Origin of the sequence: Bradyrhizobium niftali (assembly GCF_004571025.1) — a bacterium.
Lineage (GTDB): Bacteria > Pseudomonadota > Alphaproteobacteria > Rhizobiales > Xanthobacteraceae > Bradyrhizobium > Bradyrhizobium niftali.
On record NZ_SPQT01000026.1, the window covers coordinates 47,058 to 62,409 of the forward strand.

The 15,352-nt window shown below is 67.7% G+C and carries 13 protein-coding genes; 7 read left to right on the forward strand and 6 right to left on the reverse strand.

All coding sequences use genetic code 11. From position 1 onward, the window contains the following. The first annotated feature begins 213 nt into the window (after positions 1-213). Positions 214-489 carry a hypothetical protein gene (locus E4K65_RS34250; RefSeq protein ID WP_135177891.1) on the forward strand — a complete coding sequence of 92 codons (276 nt, stop codon included), beginning with the start codon at positions 214-216 and terminating at the stop codon, positions 487-489. Between the two features lie 105 nt (positions 490-594). Here the strand turns inward: E4K65_RS34250 and E4K65_RS34255 are convergent, their stop codons facing one another. From E4K65_RS34255 to E4K65_RS34275, 5 genes are read right to left on the reverse strand one after another with little or no spacing between them, the layout of a single operon-like run. Next, the gene (locus tag E4K65_RS34255) at positions 595-1,365 is read right to left on the reverse strand and encodes a sulfite exporter TauE/SafE family protein (RefSeq protein ID WP_135177892.1); all 771 of its coding nucleotides are present in this window, start codon (positions 1,363-1,365) and stop codon (positions 595-597) included. Next, positions 1,362-2,618 carry a CCA tRNA nucleotidyltransferase gene (locus E4K65_RS34260; protein WP_135177893.1) on the reverse strand — a complete coding sequence of 419 codons (1,257 nt, stop codon included), beginning with the start codon at positions 2,616-2,618 and terminating at the stop codon, positions 1,362-1,364. Before E4K65_RS34260 ends, E4K65_RS34255 begins: the two co-directional genes overlap by 4 nt. A gap of 10 nt (positions 2,619-2,628) precedes the next feature. Next, on the reverse strand, positions 2,629-2,892 hold the full coding sequence (locus E4K65_RS34265; protein WP_027543671.1) for a DUF6111 family protein: 264 nt from the start codon (positions 2,890-2,892) through the stop codon (positions 2,629-2,631). Then, positions 2,889-3,560, reverse strand: a complete 672-nt coding sequence (locus E4K65_RS34270; protein ID WP_135177894.1) for a CoA pyrophosphatase — start codon at positions 3,558-3,560, stop codon at positions 2,889-2,891. Before E4K65_RS34270 ends, E4K65_RS34265 begins: the two co-directional genes overlap by 4 nt. Further along, positions 3,557-4,168: a DUF1285 domain-containing protein gene (locus E4K65_RS34275; RefSeq protein ID WP_135177895.1), complete on the reverse strand. Its 612-nt coding sequence runs from the start codon at positions 4,166-4,168 to the stop codon at positions 3,557-3,559. Before E4K65_RS34275 ends, E4K65_RS34270 begins: the two co-directional genes overlap by 4 nt. 288 nt (positions 4,169-4,456) lie before the next feature. Between E4K65_RS34275 and E4K65_RS34280 the strand changes: the two genes are divergently transcribed. The 6 genes from E4K65_RS34280 to E4K65_RS34305 all read left to right on the forward strand — a co-directional run bounded on the left by E4K65_RS34280 (position 4,457) and on the right by E4K65_RS34305 (position 14,735). Beyond that, positions 4,457-5,455: an AAA family ATPase gene (locus tag E4K65_RS34280; protein ID WP_135177896.1), complete on the forward strand. Its 999-nt coding sequence runs from the start codon at positions 4,457-4,459 to the stop codon at positions 5,453-5,455. Beyond that, the gene (locus E4K65_RS34285; RefSeq protein ID WP_135177897.1) at positions 5,455-6,399 is read left to right on the forward strand and encodes a DUF58 domain-containing protein; all 945 of its coding nucleotides are present in this window, start codon (positions 5,455-5,457) and stop codon (positions 6,397-6,399) included. Before E4K65_RS34280 ends, E4K65_RS34285 begins: the two co-directional genes overlap by 1 nt. Next, the gene (locus E4K65_RS34290; RefSeq protein ID WP_135177898.1) at positions 6,396-9,209 is read left to right on the forward strand and encodes a DUF4159 domain-containing protein; all 2,814 of its coding nucleotides are present in this window, start codon (positions 6,396-6,398) and stop codon (positions 9,207-9,209) included. The genes E4K65_RS34285 and E4K65_RS34290 overlap by 4 nt, the downstream gene beginning before the upstream one ends. A gap of 7 nt (positions 9,210-9,216) precedes the next feature. After that, positions 9,217-11,280 carry a hypothetical protein gene (locus tag E4K65_RS34295; protein WP_135177899.1) on the forward strand — a complete coding sequence of 688 codons (2,064 nt, stop codon included), beginning with the start codon at positions 9,217-9,219 and terminating at the stop codon, positions 11,278-11,280. A gap of 500 nt (positions 11,281-11,780) precedes the next feature. Then, positions 11,781-12,185, forward strand: coding sequence for a DUF2946 family protein (locus E4K65_RS34300; RefSeq protein WP_167771387.1), 405 nt, complete (start codon positions 11,781-11,783; stop codon positions 12,183-12,185). 153 nt (positions 12,186-12,338) lie between these two features. Further along, a complete protein-coding gene (locus tag E4K65_RS34305; RefSeq protein ID WP_135177901.1) occupies positions 12,339-14,735 on the forward strand; it encodes a TonB-dependent receptor in 2,397 nt (798 codons plus the stop codon). A gap of 130 nt (positions 14,736-14,865) precedes the next feature. Here the strand turns inward: E4K65_RS34305 and E4K65_RS34310 are convergent, their stop codons facing one another. Next, entirely contained in the window at positions 14,866-15,351 is a 486-nt protein-coding gene (locus E4K65_RS34310) for a GNAT family N-acetyltransferase (protein ID WP_135177902.1), read from the reverse strand. Position 15,352 lies beyond the last annotated feature (1 nt).

Consider the following 15,352-nt stretch of genomic DNA (forward strand, 5'->3'; position numbering starts at 1 on the left):
ATGACCGCTACGGTCATCAGCCGCCGATGACGGCCAAGCCGGGCGACGGCCGGCTTGGGCTCGGAAGCCGACCTTCATGAGTACGCCCCAGCCGACCGCTCGCCCATGCGGGTCCGTGATGGCGGGGATGTGATCGGTCGTGAAGCCGACATCTATTGGGGCTGCGCGGCCGAGCGTTAAGTAACGAGCCGGGGGGCAGCTGGAGAAAAAGCGATGCGTTTCATCCTGGCGTTGAGCCTATTGATCCCCCTGTACGGCGTTGCGAACGCGGCGCCGGCGCATAACCCCCACCGGCACGCTGCTGTTCGCTCCCATCAGGGCACGATCGCACCAAGTTCCGCTTCGAGCTTTGCCTACGCGCCACCTCAGGCGCCGACCGAATACCGTTCCGCCCCCTCCGATGGCGACCATGAAGCGTATTTCGGCGCTTCGCAGGGTTATGCGCCTGGCGAAAAGGAGCGTTTTCTCCACAGCTTGTTCGGCCCATGAATGCCTGGGGCCAGCAACCTTCCATGTTGAGCCAAAGGCGCCGCAAGTGACGTCTTCGGCTTGCATCGGGCCAACCGCGGAATCTGCGGTCCAGGCACGAATGCTCTAGGCGAACAGTTGCCTCGCCGCAGCCGAGATCATCACCATCCCGCCCGTGATCACCGCGACGTCGAGGATCGCCGTGTGGATGTGCACCGGCATCCGCTCGACAAAGGCTTTTGCGAGGAACGCGCCGGGGATCGCGATCGCCCCGATCAGCAGTGCGAAGGCGAGCACCTGCGCATTTACGGCGCCGGCGAGGCCAAACACCGAGATCTTGATGAGGCCGGTGCCGAGCGAGATCATCGCATCGGTCGCGATCACGGCGGCGCCTTCGAGGCCGGCCGCCATCAGCAGCGAGAGCAGGATCACGCCGGAGCCCGACGTGCCGCCGACCAGCACGCCGTAGCCGACGGAGCCGGCGGCAAGGCCGGTGTCGCCGATCCTGACCTGGCGGCGGCGGAGCACGCGGCGCAGCGGCACGCTCAGGATCAGCATGGTGCCGATCACGAGCGCGGCGCCCGCATTGGTGAGGCGCGTGTAGCCGTAGGCGCCGAGCGCGGTCGTCAATGCCGCGCAGGCGAGCACGATCAGCGCGCGGCGGCGGTCGGCATAGCGGACATAGGCGAGCGCACGGCTCGAATTGGTGAAGATCGCGGAGATCGCGATGATCGGCACCACGGGCTCGGCGCCGACCAGCGGCACCAGCACCAGCGGCATCAGCGCGCCGGTGCCGTAACCAGCGAGACCACCGATGATCGAAGCAAACAACGCCATCAACGCGACCAGCAGGAGCTGAAAGACCGAGATGTCGGCGAAGCCTGAGACGATGGTCACGTTTTCCGTTCGCGGCTGACGCGGGCCGCAGCTTGATCTGCGATGGAAGCGAGCGCGGCTTCCTCTAGTGGAAAATCCGCCGCAAGCCAAGCGTCCTCGGCGAGTGTCAACACATGTCCGAGCGCGGGCCCTTCGGCCATCCCGCGCGCGATGAAATCGGCGGCGCGAAGCGGAAATTTCGGCGCAGTCCAGCGCCGCGGCAGCTCGGCGAGTTCGCGCCAGCGCGACGAATGCACGTCGCTCGCCGCCCGCGCCCAGCCGAGCAACACGCGATCGTGATAGGGCTCCGCACCGAGCCGGTAGAGCAGCCGCCGCGCATTGGCCTCGTCCTTGGTGGCGAACCGCCACCAGCGGTGCCCCATCGAATCCAGCGCCTTGGCCTCGGCATTGGAGAGCCGCAGGCGCGTGGCGACGCGCTTGGCGTCTTCCGTCACGGCCACCGTCAGCGCGGCCAGGCGCCGCGTGCTGCTTGCCGGCAGGCCGAGCGCGCGCTCGATCGCGACCATCGTCGCCAGCGGCCCGGTATAGACGACGCCGCCGGTCAGCGCCTGCAGCAATCCGCCCTCGGCCATGGCCAGCACGGCGGCGGACACACCGCCGGCCACCAGCAGCTTCAGCATCTCCATGCGCACCCGCTCGGCCGACAGGCTGGCAAGGCCCGCGCGTCCGCGGATGCATGCGAGGTAGCCATCGCGGTCGGGCTCGCCGGCGCCGAAGGCGGCGTGGATGCGGAAGAAGCGCAGGATGCGCAAATAATCCTCGGCGATGCGCTGATCAGGGTCGCCGATGAAGCGCACGCGGCGCGCTCTGGCATCCGCGATCCCGCCGACATAGTCGTACACGACACCTGTCGCATCGACCGACAGGCCGTTCATGGTGAAGTCGCGCCGCTCAGCGTCCTTCACCCAGTCGCGGCCGAACGCGACCTTGGCCTTGCGGCCGAAGGTCTCGGTGTCCTCGCGCAGCGTCGTGACCTCATAGGGATGGCCGTCGATGACCAGCGTGATGGTGCCGTGCTCGATGCCGGTCGGCACGCTCTTGATGCCGGCGGCTTTGGCGCGCCGCACCACCTCCTCCGGCAGCGCCGTGGTCGCGATGTCGATGTCGCCGGGCGTAAGATCGAGCAGCGCGTTGCGCACCGCGCCGCCGACCACCCGCGCCTCCTCGCCATCGGCGCCAAGCAATTGCAGGACGCGCGCGGTCCCGCCGGAGATCAGCCATGGCGCACCGGCGAGGATCGGCTCCGCGCTCATCGGCAGGCCCCTATCTTTCCGTGCCCGGCACGAACTTGCCGTTCTCGATATGGGCGGGAACGTAGGTCGAATCCGGGCCGGCGCCGGAGAACTGCGCCAGGCCGATCAGACCCGCGATCACGAGCACGATCGCCACGAGGGCGAGGCGAGCGACGATGGTGACCGGCCAGGACGATTGCACGAACAGGCCGGACCGGCTGGCGGCCAGGAACAGCGCATAGACGGCAAAGGGAACGAGGAAGATTCCGATCTCGGTCAGAACCGTCCGGATCATGATGAGTAGATCCGCTCATAAAGCACACGCAGCATTCCGGCCGTTGCACCCCAGATGTAACGTTCCGCGAACGGCATCGCATAGTAAAAGCGCTCCATGCCGCGGAATTCCTTGCTGTGCAGCTGGTGGTTCGCCGGATTCATCAGGAAGGATAGCGGCACCTCGAACGCATCATCAACCTCGGAATGGTTGATCGTGAGCGCAAAGCCGGGCCGGACCCTCGCGACCGTCGGCAGGATGCGGAAGCCGAAGGCGGTGCCGTAGAGATCGAGATAGCCGATCGGCTCGACGAAGTCGCGCGACAGCCCGACCTCCTCCTCGGCCTCGCGCAGCGCCGCATCGACCGGCGAGGCGTCGGTCGCGTCGATCTTGCCGCCGGGAAAGGCGATCTGGCCGGCGTGGTCGTTGAGATGCGCCGAGCGCAGCGTCAGCAGGACGGTCGGCTCGGGATGGTCCACCACCGCGATCAGGACCGCCGCCGGGCGCACCGGCTGCTCGCGCGCGACGATCTCCAGCATCTTGTCGGTCCCGGGATCGCCCGAGGCCGGAATGATGTTGGGATCGTAGAGGCCGGGCGGAACGTCGAAGCCGAGCTTCGCCCTGGAACGGGCAAAGAAATCCGCCGCTCGAAACGCGACAGGTTCGCTTCTGGGGATAGGCTTGTTCAAAGCGCGGCCCTCACCTGCTCCGCATCGGCCATGGCGAAGAATTCGCCGGCCGACTCGACGCCGAACATCGGCTGGCCATCGACCATCCGCTCCTCGCCCATGTCAACCAGATCGTAATAGAGCGCGCGGGTCACCTTGGCCCAGAGATCGGCGCGGACGTGCAGATAGGGCGTCAGGCCGCCGTCCTTTGCCTGCTCGAAGCGCAGCCGGTGCGCGGCATCGCAGGTGACCCAGTCGTCGACATTGGTGCGGAAGCGCAGCACGCGATGGTTGTCCTCGCCGTCCTCTTGCATTTCGACCGCCATGAACGGCGCGTCGTCGACGCGAATGCCGACCTTCTCCACCGGCGTCACGAGGAAGTGCTTGTCGCCCTCGCGCTTCAGGATGGTCGAGAACAGGCGGACCAGCGCGTGACGCCCGATTGGCGTCCCCATGTAGAACCAAGTACCATCGGAGGCGATTCGGATATCGAGATCGCCGCAAAACGGCGGATTCCACAGATGCACCGGAGGCAGGCCCTTTTTGGCGCCTTCGGCACCGGCGGCACTCTTGGCAGCGGCAGTCAGTCCCTCGAGACCGCGATCGGCGCTCTGCCCTTGGTTCGCCATGGTTTGCCCTGACTTTGTCCTTTGGCACGATTGGTGCAGGTCTACGTCGTACTCGGGTGCACGGTTCCACCCCGGATTAGTCCGGTGTGGAGGTCGCCACTTCGTGATGCCCTACATACCCTTAAGCCGATAAGGTGGGGATAGGTTAATTCAACGAATACATGGCCTTCCTGCAAGTCTAGCATAGGGCCCATGTGATGACGTGATGCATCTGACGCGATGCATCTGACGTGACGCGATGACATGACGACGCGAGCGAGCCGCGCGGCAGGCTGAAGGAGCTAACGGATGGCGGAGAGTGTCGAGAAACTCGAGGATGGAATCGTCCGCTCGGCCGAGCAGGTCTCGAGCCAGATTCGCGCGGCGAAGGAGGCGATCGGATCCGTCATCTTCGGCCAGGACCGCGTGATCGAGAACACGCTGGTCACCATCCTCTCCGGCGGCCATGCGCTGCTGATCGGCGTGCCCGGCCTTGCCAAGACCAAGCTGGTCGAGACGCTCGGCGTCACGCTCGGTCTCGACGCCAAGCGCATCCAGTTCACGCCCGACCTGATGCCGTCGGACATCCTCGGCGCCGAGGTGCTCGACGAGAGCACCGCGGGCAGGCGTGCCTTCCGCTTCATCGCAGGTCCCGTGTTCGCGCAGCTCCTGATGGCCGACGAGATCAACCGCGCCAGCCCGCGCACGCAGTCGGCGCTGCTCCAGGCCATGCAGGAGCAGCACATCACCGTTGCCGGCGCGCGTCACGACCTGCCGAAGCCGTTCCACGTGCTCGCGACCCAGAACCCGCTGGAGCAGGAAGGCACCTATCCGTTGCCCGAAGCGCAGCTCGACCGCTTCCTGATGGAGATCGACGTCGACTATCCCGATCGCGACGCCGAGCGCCGCATCCTGTTCGAGACCACCGGCGCCGAAGAGACGCTGGCGAGGGGCTCGATGACCGCGGAAGCGCTGATCACCGCGCAGCGGCTGATCCGGCGCCTGCCGGTCGGCGATTCCGTGGTCGAGGCGATCCTGTCGCTGGTCCGCGCGGCCCGTCCGGGTCCGGACAGCGGCGAGACCGGCAAGTTCATCGCCTGGGGCCCCGGCCCGCGCGCCAGCCAATCCCTGATGCTCGCGGTGCGCGCACGCGCGCTGATCGACGGACGGCTCGCACCCTCGATCGACGACGTGCTCGACCTCGCCGAACCTATTCTGAAGCACCGCATGGCACTGACCTTCCAGGCGCGCGCCGAAGGGCGCACGATTCCGGACGTGATCCGGCAGTTGAAAACACGGATCGGTTGATGGCCGCTGAGAACGGGCACACGGCGAAGGAGATCATCGCGATCCGACGTGCCGATGGCGAAAGCCGCACGCTCGCAGCTTCCTTGCCGCGCCTGGTGCTCGAGGCCCGCCGCGTCGCCGCCAACGTCATCCACGGCCTGCACGGCAGGCGCCGCGCCGGCTCCGGCGAAAATTTCTGGCAATACCGCCGCTTCGTCTCCGGCGAGCCGTCGCAGAACGTCGACTGGCGGCGCTCGGCGCGCGACGACCATCTCTATGTCCGCGAGCTCGAATGGGAAGCCTCGCACACGGTCTGGATCTGGCCCGACCGCTCGCCGTCGATGGCCTTTGCCTCGAAGACCGCGCGCGAGTCCAAGCTCGAACGCACCCTGATCGTCGCCTTCGCGCTGGCCGAGCTGCTGGTCTCGGGCGGCGAGCGCGTCGGCATTCCCGGGCTGATGGCGCCGACCGCGAGCCGCAGCGTCATCGACAAGATGGCGCAGGCGATGCTGCATGACGATGCCGACCGGCTGAGCCTGCCGCCGTCCTTCGTTCCTTCCGCGCTCGCCGAGATCATCGTGCTGTCGGATTTCTGGTCGCCGATCGCGGAGATCAGTGCGACGCTCGCAGGGCTCTCCGGCTCCGGCGCGCATGGCACGATGGTGCAGGTGGTCGATCCCGCCGAGGAGTCATTCCCCTATTCCGGCCGCATCGAGTTCGTCGAGCCGGAAGGCTTTGGCGTGATCACCGCCGGCCGCGCCGAGAGCTGGGCGCAGGATTACACCGCGCGGCTCGCGCTGCACCGCGACCAGATCCGCGCCCAGACCTCCAAGCTCGACTGGCTGTTCACGACGCACGCGACCGACCGCTCCGCCGCCGAATTGCTGCTGTTCCTGCATGCCGGCATGCAGGTGAGCAAGTCGGGCGCCCGCACCACCACCATCAAGGCGGGGCCGGCCGCATGATGGGATTGCCGCTCGCCTTCACCGAACCGCTGCTCCTGATCGGCCTCGTCAGCCTGCCGGTGCTGTGGTGGCTGCTGCGCGTGATGCCGCCGCGGCCGCGCCGGATCGAGTTTCCGCCGACGCGCCTGCTGTTCGACATCGCGCCAAGGGAGGAGACGCCTTCGCGGACGCCGTGGTGGCTGACTGCGCTGCGCCTGCTGGCAGCGGCGCTGGTCATTTTCGCCGCCGCCGGGCCGATCTGGAATCCGCAGACGGGGCTTGCCGGCAGCAAGGCGCCGCTGATGATCATGTTCGACGACGGCTGGAGCGCGGCCTCGAACTGGGACATCAGGATCAGGGCCGCCGACGAATTGATCGCCAACGCCGACAACGATCGCCGCGCCATCGCGCTGGTGCCGCTGTCCGAGCCGAACCGCGACATCACCCTGATGCCGGCGGGGGCGGCGCGCGTCGCGCTGCGCCAGCTGGTACCAAAGCCCTATTCGATCGAGCGCGTCGAAACCCTCGCAGCGGTCGATCGTTTCCTGAAAGCGACCGGCGACTGCGAGATCGCCTGGCTGTCGGATGGCGTCGATACCGGCCGCGGCGAGGAATTCGTGCAGGCCCTCGGCAAGACCATCGGCGATCGCAGCCTGACCGTGTTCGAAGGCGGCACCTCCTCGCCGCTTGCGCTGGTCGCGGCCGAGAACGCCGCCGCCAGGATGACGGTGAAGGTGCTGCGCACCGACGGCGGCATTGCCGTCGGCACCGTGCGCGCGCTGGACCAGAAGGCATCGCCGATCGGCGAAGCGCGCTATTCGTTCGGCCCGCAGGACAAGGAGACCGAGGCCGCGTTCGACCTGCCGGTCGAGCTGCGCAACGACATCACGCGGCTCGAGATATCGGGCGAGCGCTCCGCCGGCGCGGTGCAGCTGCTCGACAAGCGCTGGCGCCGCCGCGCCATCGGCATCGTCTCGGGCGCGACCAGCGAGACCGCGCAGCCGCTGCTGGCGCCGACCTTCTACCTCACCCGCGCGCTGGCGCCGTTCGCCGACGTGCGGCTCGCCGACAAGGGCTCGCCGCAGCAGGGCATCACCCAGTTCCTCGACCAGAAGCTGCCGATGATCATCCTGGCCGATGTCGGCACCATCGCGCCCGAAATCCGCGAGCGCCTCAATGCCTGGATCGACCAGGGCGGCGTGCTGGTGCGGTTCGCAGGGCCCCGCCTGGCGCAGGCCGAAGACGATCTCGTGCCGGTCAAGCTGCGCAAGGGCGGCCGCACGCTCGGCGGCAGCCTGACCTGGGAAAAGCCGCAGCACCTCGCAGGCTTCGCGGCCGACGGTCCGTTTGCCGGCGTCGTCGTCCCCAAGGACGTCACCGTGAGCCGCCAGGTGCTGGCCGAGCCCGATGCCGTGCTCGCCACCAAGAGCTGGGCGTCGCTGGAAGACGGCACGCCGCTGGTGACGGGCGAGCATCGCGGCAAGGGCATCGTCAGCCTGTTCCACGTCAGCGCCGACATGCGCTGGTCGGATCTGCCGATGTCGGGCATTTTCGTCGAAATGCTGCGGCGGGTCGTCGACATGTCCGGCTACACCGCCAAGCCCGGCGCCGGGGTCGCCAGCGAGGCGACCACCGAGACGGTGGCGCCGCTGCACATGCTCGACGGGTTCGGCGCCTTCGGTCCGCCGCCAGCCACGGCAAAGCCGCTGCCCGCGGATTATCGCGACCGCGCCACACCCGATCATCCGCCGGGCTTCTACGGTCCGGCAGAAGGACCGCTCGCCGTGAACACGCTTGCCAGCGCCGACCGCATCGCAGCCCTGAACACCGCGAGCCTGCGCGCCCGGCACGCCACCTACACCAACGCCGAGCCGCGCGACTTACGCGGCTGGCTGCTGTCGACGGCGCTCGCTTTGTTCCTGGTCGACGCCATCATCGTCGCGGTGCTCGGCGGCGGCCTCGCCGCGCTGCTGCGCCGCCGCGCCGCGCCTGCAATGATCCTGCTCGGCCTCGTGCTGGCGGGCCTTCCGGCACTGTCGCCGACGCCCGCGCGCGCCGACAGCACCACGGACGAGTTCGCGATGAAGGCGGTATCGCAGACCCGCCTCGCCTATGTCGTAACAGGCAATGCCGACGTCGATTCCATCGTCAAGGCCGGGCTATCAGGACTGACGCTGTTCCTGGCGCAACGCACGGCGCTCGAGGCCGGTGATCCCGTCGGCATCGATCCCGCGCGCGACGAGCTCGCCTTCTTCCCGCTGATCTACTGGCCGATCGTGCCCGGCGCGCCCAAGCCGCCGCAGGACGCCATCAACAAGATCGACGCCTACATGAAGCAGGGCGGCACCGTGCTGTTCGACACCCGCGACGCGATCGAAGCGCCGGCCGGCGACAACGGCGCCTCGCAGACGCCGGGCATGCGGGCGCTGCGCGACATCCTGTCCTCGCTCGACGTGCCCGAGCTCGAGCCGGTGCCGCGCGAGCACGTGCTGACCAAGACCTTCTACCTGCTGCGCGACTTCCCCGGCCGCTTCAACAGCGGCCAGACCTGGGTCGAGACCCTGCCGCGCGAGGACGACGACGAGAGCGCGCAGCGCCCGGCGCGCGGCGGCGACGGAGTCTCGCCGATCATCATCACCTCGAACGATCTTGCCGGCGCCTGGGCCGTGCGCCCCGACGGCCAGTACATGCTGCCGGTGACCGGCGGCGACCCACGCCAGCGCGAATTCGCCTACCGTGCCGGCGCCAACATCGTGATGTACACGCTGACCGGCAACTACAAGGCCGACCAGGTGCACGCACCGGCCCTGATCGAACGGCTGGGGCAATAGGATCGACATGAATTACGGCATCGCGTTCACGCCGCTTGTTCCCGCGATCGTCCTGTGGCTCGCGCTGGCCGCGATCGTCGTCATTGCCGTCGTGCTGCTGCTGGCGCGTGCGCGCGGCGCTGCGGTGCGCGTGGCCGCGCTGGTGCTGTTCCTGCTGGCGCTCGCCAATCCCTCCTTCACCCGCGAGGACCGCGATCCGCTCACCTCGGTCGCCGCGGTCGTGGTCGACAAGAGCCCGAGCCAGAATTTCGGCAACCGCAATCGCGAGGCAGCAGCGGCGCAGGAAGCGCTGGTCGACGGCCTGAAGAAGATCAAGGGCCTCGAGGTCCGCGTCGTCGACGCCGGACAGGCCGACGGCGAGACCGACGGCACACGGCTGTTCGGCGCCCTCGCCTCGGCCTTGTCGGACGTGCCGGTCGACCGCGTCGCCGGCGCGTTCCTGATCACCGACGGCCGCGTCCACGACATTCCCGCGAACGCGGCCGCGCTCGGCTTCCAGGCCCCGGTGCACGCGCTGATCACCGGGCAGAAGGACGAGCGCGACCGCCGCATCGCGATCACGGCGGCGCCGCGCTTCGGCATCGTCGGCCAGGTCCAGACCATCACCTACCGCCTCGATGACCAGGGCGTCTCCGGCGAGCGCGCCAAGGTCACGGTTCGCCGCGACGGCGAGGTCATCAACGAGCGCACGCTGGGAAGCGGCCAGAGCGCGAGCGTCGACGTCGACATCAAGCATGCCGGCCCGAACATCGTCGAGATCGAGGCCTCGCCGCTCGAGCGAGAGCTGACGCCGGTCAACAACCGCGCCGTCGTCGCCATCGACGGCGTGCGCGACAAGCTGCGCGTGCTGCTGGTCTCGGGCGAGCCGCATTCCGGCGAGCGCACCTGGCGCAACCTCCTGAAGTCCGATGCCAGCGTCGATCTCGTGCACTTCACCATTCTGCGCCCGCCGGAGAAGCAGGACGGCACGCCGATCAACGAATTGTCGCTGATCGCGTTTCCGACCCGCGAGCTGTTCCAGCAGAAGATCAACGAATTCCAGCTGATCATCTTCGATCGCTACGCCCGCCAGGGCGTGCTGCCGATCGCCTATTTCGACAACATCGCGCGCTATGTGCGCGCGGGCGGCGCGGTGCTGGTCTCGGCCGGTCCCGACTATGCCTCCAACACCAGCATCTGGCGCACCCCGCTGGATTCGGTGCTGCCGGCCGAGCCGGTCGGCGTGACCGAGAAGCCGTTCTATGCGCACCTGTCCGACATCGGCAAACGCCATCCGGTCACGCGCGGGCTGGAGGGCTCGGCAAGCGAGCCGCCGCGCTGGAGCCGCTTCTTCCGCACCGTCGACACCCGCAATTCCGTCAACCCGCCTGTGATGACGGGCGTCGACGGCAAGCCGCTGTTGTTCTTGTCGCGCTTCGGCGAGGGACGGGTCGCGCTGCTGCTCTCCGACCACATCTGGCTGTGGGCGCGCGGCTATGAGGGCGGCGGCCCGCATCTCGACCTGCTCAGGCGGATGTCGCACTGGCTGATGAAGCAGCCGGATCTCGATGAAGAAGCGCTGCGCCTCCAGGTGCAGGGCAAGGATCTCGTGGTGGTGCGCCAGACCATGTCGGACAGCGTGCAGCCGGTGAGCGTGACCTCGCCGTCGGGCGTGTCGCGCGACCTGACGCTGAGCGCCGGCGATCCCGGCGAGTGGCGCGCCAGCCTGCCGGCCAACGAACTCGGCCTGTGGCAGGCGACCGACGGCACGCTGAAGGCGCTGATCAATGTCGGCCCGACCAATCCGAAGGAGTTTTCGGAAGTCACCTCCACCACCGAAACCCTGAAGCCGCTGACGCAGGCGACCGGCGGCGATGCCGTGCGCGTGGTCGACGGCTCCAGCGTCGAGCTGCCGCGCGTCGTGCCGGTGCGCTCGGTGAGCGTCTTCCATGGCGACGGCTGGATGGGCGTGCGGATGCGCGACGCCAGCGTCGTGAAGGGCGTCGGCGTGCTGCCGATCTTCGCCGGCCTGATCGGCCTGTTGCTGCTGCTCGGCGCTTTCGCCGCGACCTGGGTCCGCGAAGGGCGCTGATCTCCTGAAGCGTGATGGGATCGGACTCGCCTAGCGCCGCGACGGCGGTGCGTTCCTCCCCCCTTGCGGGGGAGGGCTATCGCATATGACCTTTGACAGCGCCTCACCGCACGCCTCGTCCTTCGAGACGACCGCTTCCAGCGGTCTCCTCAGGATGAGGCTAAGCGGCACCGTGCCCGTCGAAGCTGCTGCCACGCACGCCGCCCTCATCCTGAGGAGCCCGCCTAAAGCGGGCGTCTCGAAGGATGGCCGCGGGAACCGCTCTCAAATGCGATTCCCCTGCCCCGAAGGAGAGGGAAGGGAGAGAACACCACTGTTGGCCGAACTCGATTCGAGTTCAACCCATCTCGCTCTAGTTGCCCGAACGACACATCGGATCGGCTGCCTGCGCCCGTTGATCCGCTTGCCGTTGACATCCACAGACCGATCGGGCGATGTTACATTATAACATCGCGACAGCTCGGGGAGAGATGCCTCGCGATGTGGGGTGGCGATTCCAGATGAAGTGGTTCCGGTCGAATATCAGGCACGGCGCCCGGCTCGCGTTGTTCGCGATGCTGGTGCAATTCGCGCTGACCTTCGGCCACAGCCACTGGTTCGCCCAGGCCGCCCCCCTCGCCCAGTCCTCGCTCCAGCAGACCGACGGCAGCAACGGCGTTGCCTCGACCGACCGCGCCGCGGTCCAGAAGCAATCGCCCGCAGCACCCGACCGCGAGCAGCCGGGCGAGGACAATTGCGCGATCTGCGCATTGGTCGCGATGGCGGGCACCGTCCTGTTCTCGACGCCGCCTCTCCTGGAGCTGCCGCAGGCGATCGAGCTGCTCCACCGCACCACCGACGCCGAGTTCAGCCATCTGAAATCGGCCGGCACGGCGTTCCAGCCGCGCGCCCCGCCCGCGTCCTGACTCCAGACATCGCTCGATCACGCCCGGACTCGCCGCGCCACGCGCGGACGATCGCCCGGGAGAAGTTGAAGCCGAATTCCGTCGCACCGCGACGGCAGGCCGCCTCCGATCAACAGACAAGCATTCGGACGGCGCCTGACTGGAATCAGGACCATGTCATTTGAATTGCGACGCGTGCAGCACCTCGCCGGAGCGAGCCTGCTCCTGCTCGGGGCCGCCGCCACATCTGCGTTCGCCCAAGAACCGGTACAACAACCGGTACAACAGACTGCGCAGGACAAGTCGTCGACCGAGATCCCCGCCGTCACCGTGACGGCGCCGAGCCCCATCGTGCGCAGGGTGGTACCGACCCGCAGTCCAGTCCGTGTCGCGCGCACCGGGCGGTCGCGCAGCCAGCAACACACGGCCGAGGCTGCGCCACCGGCAGCAGTCACCGCCGCGGCACCTCAGCAAGGCGTGCTGCCCATCGTGACCAACCAGTTCGCCACCGTCACGGTGGTGCCGAACGAGGAGATCCGCCGCGAGGGCGGCGGTCAGCTCGGCGATCTCCTGTTCTCCAAGCCTGGCATCACCGGCTCGAGCTTCGCACCCGGCGCCTCCAGCCGGCCGATCATCCGCGGGCTCGACGTCAACCGCGTCGGCATCGTCGAGAACGGCACCAATTCGGGCGGTGCCTCCGACCTCGGCGAGGATCATTTCGTCCCGATCGATCCGCTCGCGACCAACCAGGTCGAGGTGGTGCGCGGGCCTGCTGCGCTCCGCTACGGCTCCACCTCGATCGGCGGCGTCGTCAGCGCCACCAACAACCGGATTCCGGATGCGCTGCCGAGCTGCGCTCCATCGTTCCAGACCTACGGCCTGCCGACCAAGGCGCCGCTGGCGACCGCCGCGACCTCGCCTTGCGTCACGGCCGAGACGCGCACGGCGTTCAGCTCGGTCGATCGCGGCGTCGAGAGCGGCGTGCTGCTCGACACCGGCGGCGGCAACTTCGCCTTCCATGCCGACGCCTATGGCCGCACCACCACGGACTATGGCATCCCGAGCTATCCCTATCTGAACGACCAGACGCGATCCGTCGCCAACGGCCGCCAGCCGAACTCGGCAACGCGCTCGGACGGCGCCTCGATCGGCGGCTCCTACTTCTTCCAGGGAGGCTATATCGGGGCTGCGATCACGCAGAACGACTCGCTCTACCACATCCCCGGCATCGACGGCGCCGACCACAACACGCGGATCGACGGCCACCAGACCAAGATCAACGTCAAGGGCGAGTACCGTCCCGACACAGCCGCGATCGACACCGTCCGCTTCTGGGCCGGCGCGACCGACTACCGGCACAACGAGATCGGCCTTGCCGATCCCGCCGACCCCAACAGCGACGGCATCAGGCAGACCTTCACCAACAAGGAGCAGGAGATCCGCACCGAGGTGCAGCTGATGCCGTTCAACGCGCGCTTCGCCGAGGTGACGACGGCGCTGGGCTTCCAGGTCGGGCACCAGGAGCTGAGTGCGCCGAGCCCGGACAATCCCGGCACGCTGTTCAACGGCCTGTGGGACCCGAACAACAGCACGCGCGTTGCCGGTTACGCCTTCAACGAGTTCAAGTTCACCGACGCGACGCGGGCGCAGATCGCCGGCCGCATCGAGCATGTCGAGCTGCACGGCACGACGCCCGACTTCCCGGCCGACTTCCTGCCCGATGGCACGCCGCAGACGGCGATTGCCCGCAATCCGTCCTACACGCCGAAGAGCGGCAGCATCGGGCTGCTACAGGACCTGCCGGGCGGCATGGTCGGCAGCATCACCGCGCAATATGTCGAGCGCGCGCCGAAGGCGGCGGAACTGTTTTCCCGCGGCGCCCATGATGCGACCGCGACGTTCGACATCGGCAACCCCAACCTCACCATCGAGACCGCCAAGTCGGTCGAAGCAGGCGTGCGCAAGGCGACGGGACCGTTCCGGTTCGAGGCAACCGTCTACTACACGCATTTCGACAATTTCATCTATCGCCGCCTCACCGGCGTGATGTGCGACGATGATTTCGCCTCGTGCGGCACGCCAGGTGCCGAGCTGAACCAGGCGGTCTATTCGCAACGCAATGCCAATTTCCGCGGCGGCGAATTCCAGTCGCAGCTCGACGTCGGCGCGTTCCAGGGCGGCATCTGGGGCATCGAGAACCAGCTCGATTTCGTCCGCGCGACCTTCACCGACGGCACCAACGTGCCGCGGATTCCGCCGCTCAGAATGGGCGGCGGCGTGTTCTGGCGCGACGACAACTGGCTGATGCGCGTCAACCTGTTGCACGCCTTCGCGCAGAACAACGTGGCCGTCATCGCGGAGACGCCGACGGCGGGTTACAATCTGTTGAAGGCCGAGGTGAGCTACAAGACGAAGCTCGACCGCAACTGGTTCGGCGCGCGCGAGATGATTGCCGGCATCGTCGGCAACAATCTCCTCAACGAGAACATCCGCAACTCGGTGTCCTACACCAAGGACGAGGTGTTGATGCCCGGCATCGGCGTGCGGGCGTTCGCGAACTTCAAGTTCTAGCGTTGCTCGGGTCGGGGCCTGCGGGCCCCGAAACGCACCGTCATTGCGAGGAGCTCTTGCGACGAAGATTCTGGATTGCTTCGCTACGCTCGCAATGACGGAGTATGGGGTGGGTTGCTGCGCTTCCCACTCACGGAGTCGCACACACCAGCTGCTTCTCGAAGCGCCACTGGTCCACGGGGAAAGGCCCGTTCGAGGTCTCCGACATCTTCACGAAGGTGCCGGCGTTGTGCCAGCCGCTTTTCTCGTAGAACCGCGCAGCGCGCATGTTTCCGACCGCGCATGCCAGCCACGCCAGCTCCACGCCGCGCGCGGCGAGCCGTGCTTCCGCATCAGTGATCAGCGCCGCCGCCACACCCGCCCCGTGCGCCGCAGGCAACACGAAAAGCTGGTACAATTCGTCACCCCTGAGAGCGCACAAGCCGAGCGGCGCTCCAGCCGGGCCGACGACGCAGACATCGGGAAGCATGACCGCGAGCCGATCGCGAAAGCTCGCGACGGTACGGAGTCGGATCAGCTCAGGCGGCGCAAAAGCCACATGCGATTCATGCCAGACGTCGTGCCACAAGCGCGCGAGATGATCGATCTCACCGATATCCGCGGGGCGCACCTGCATC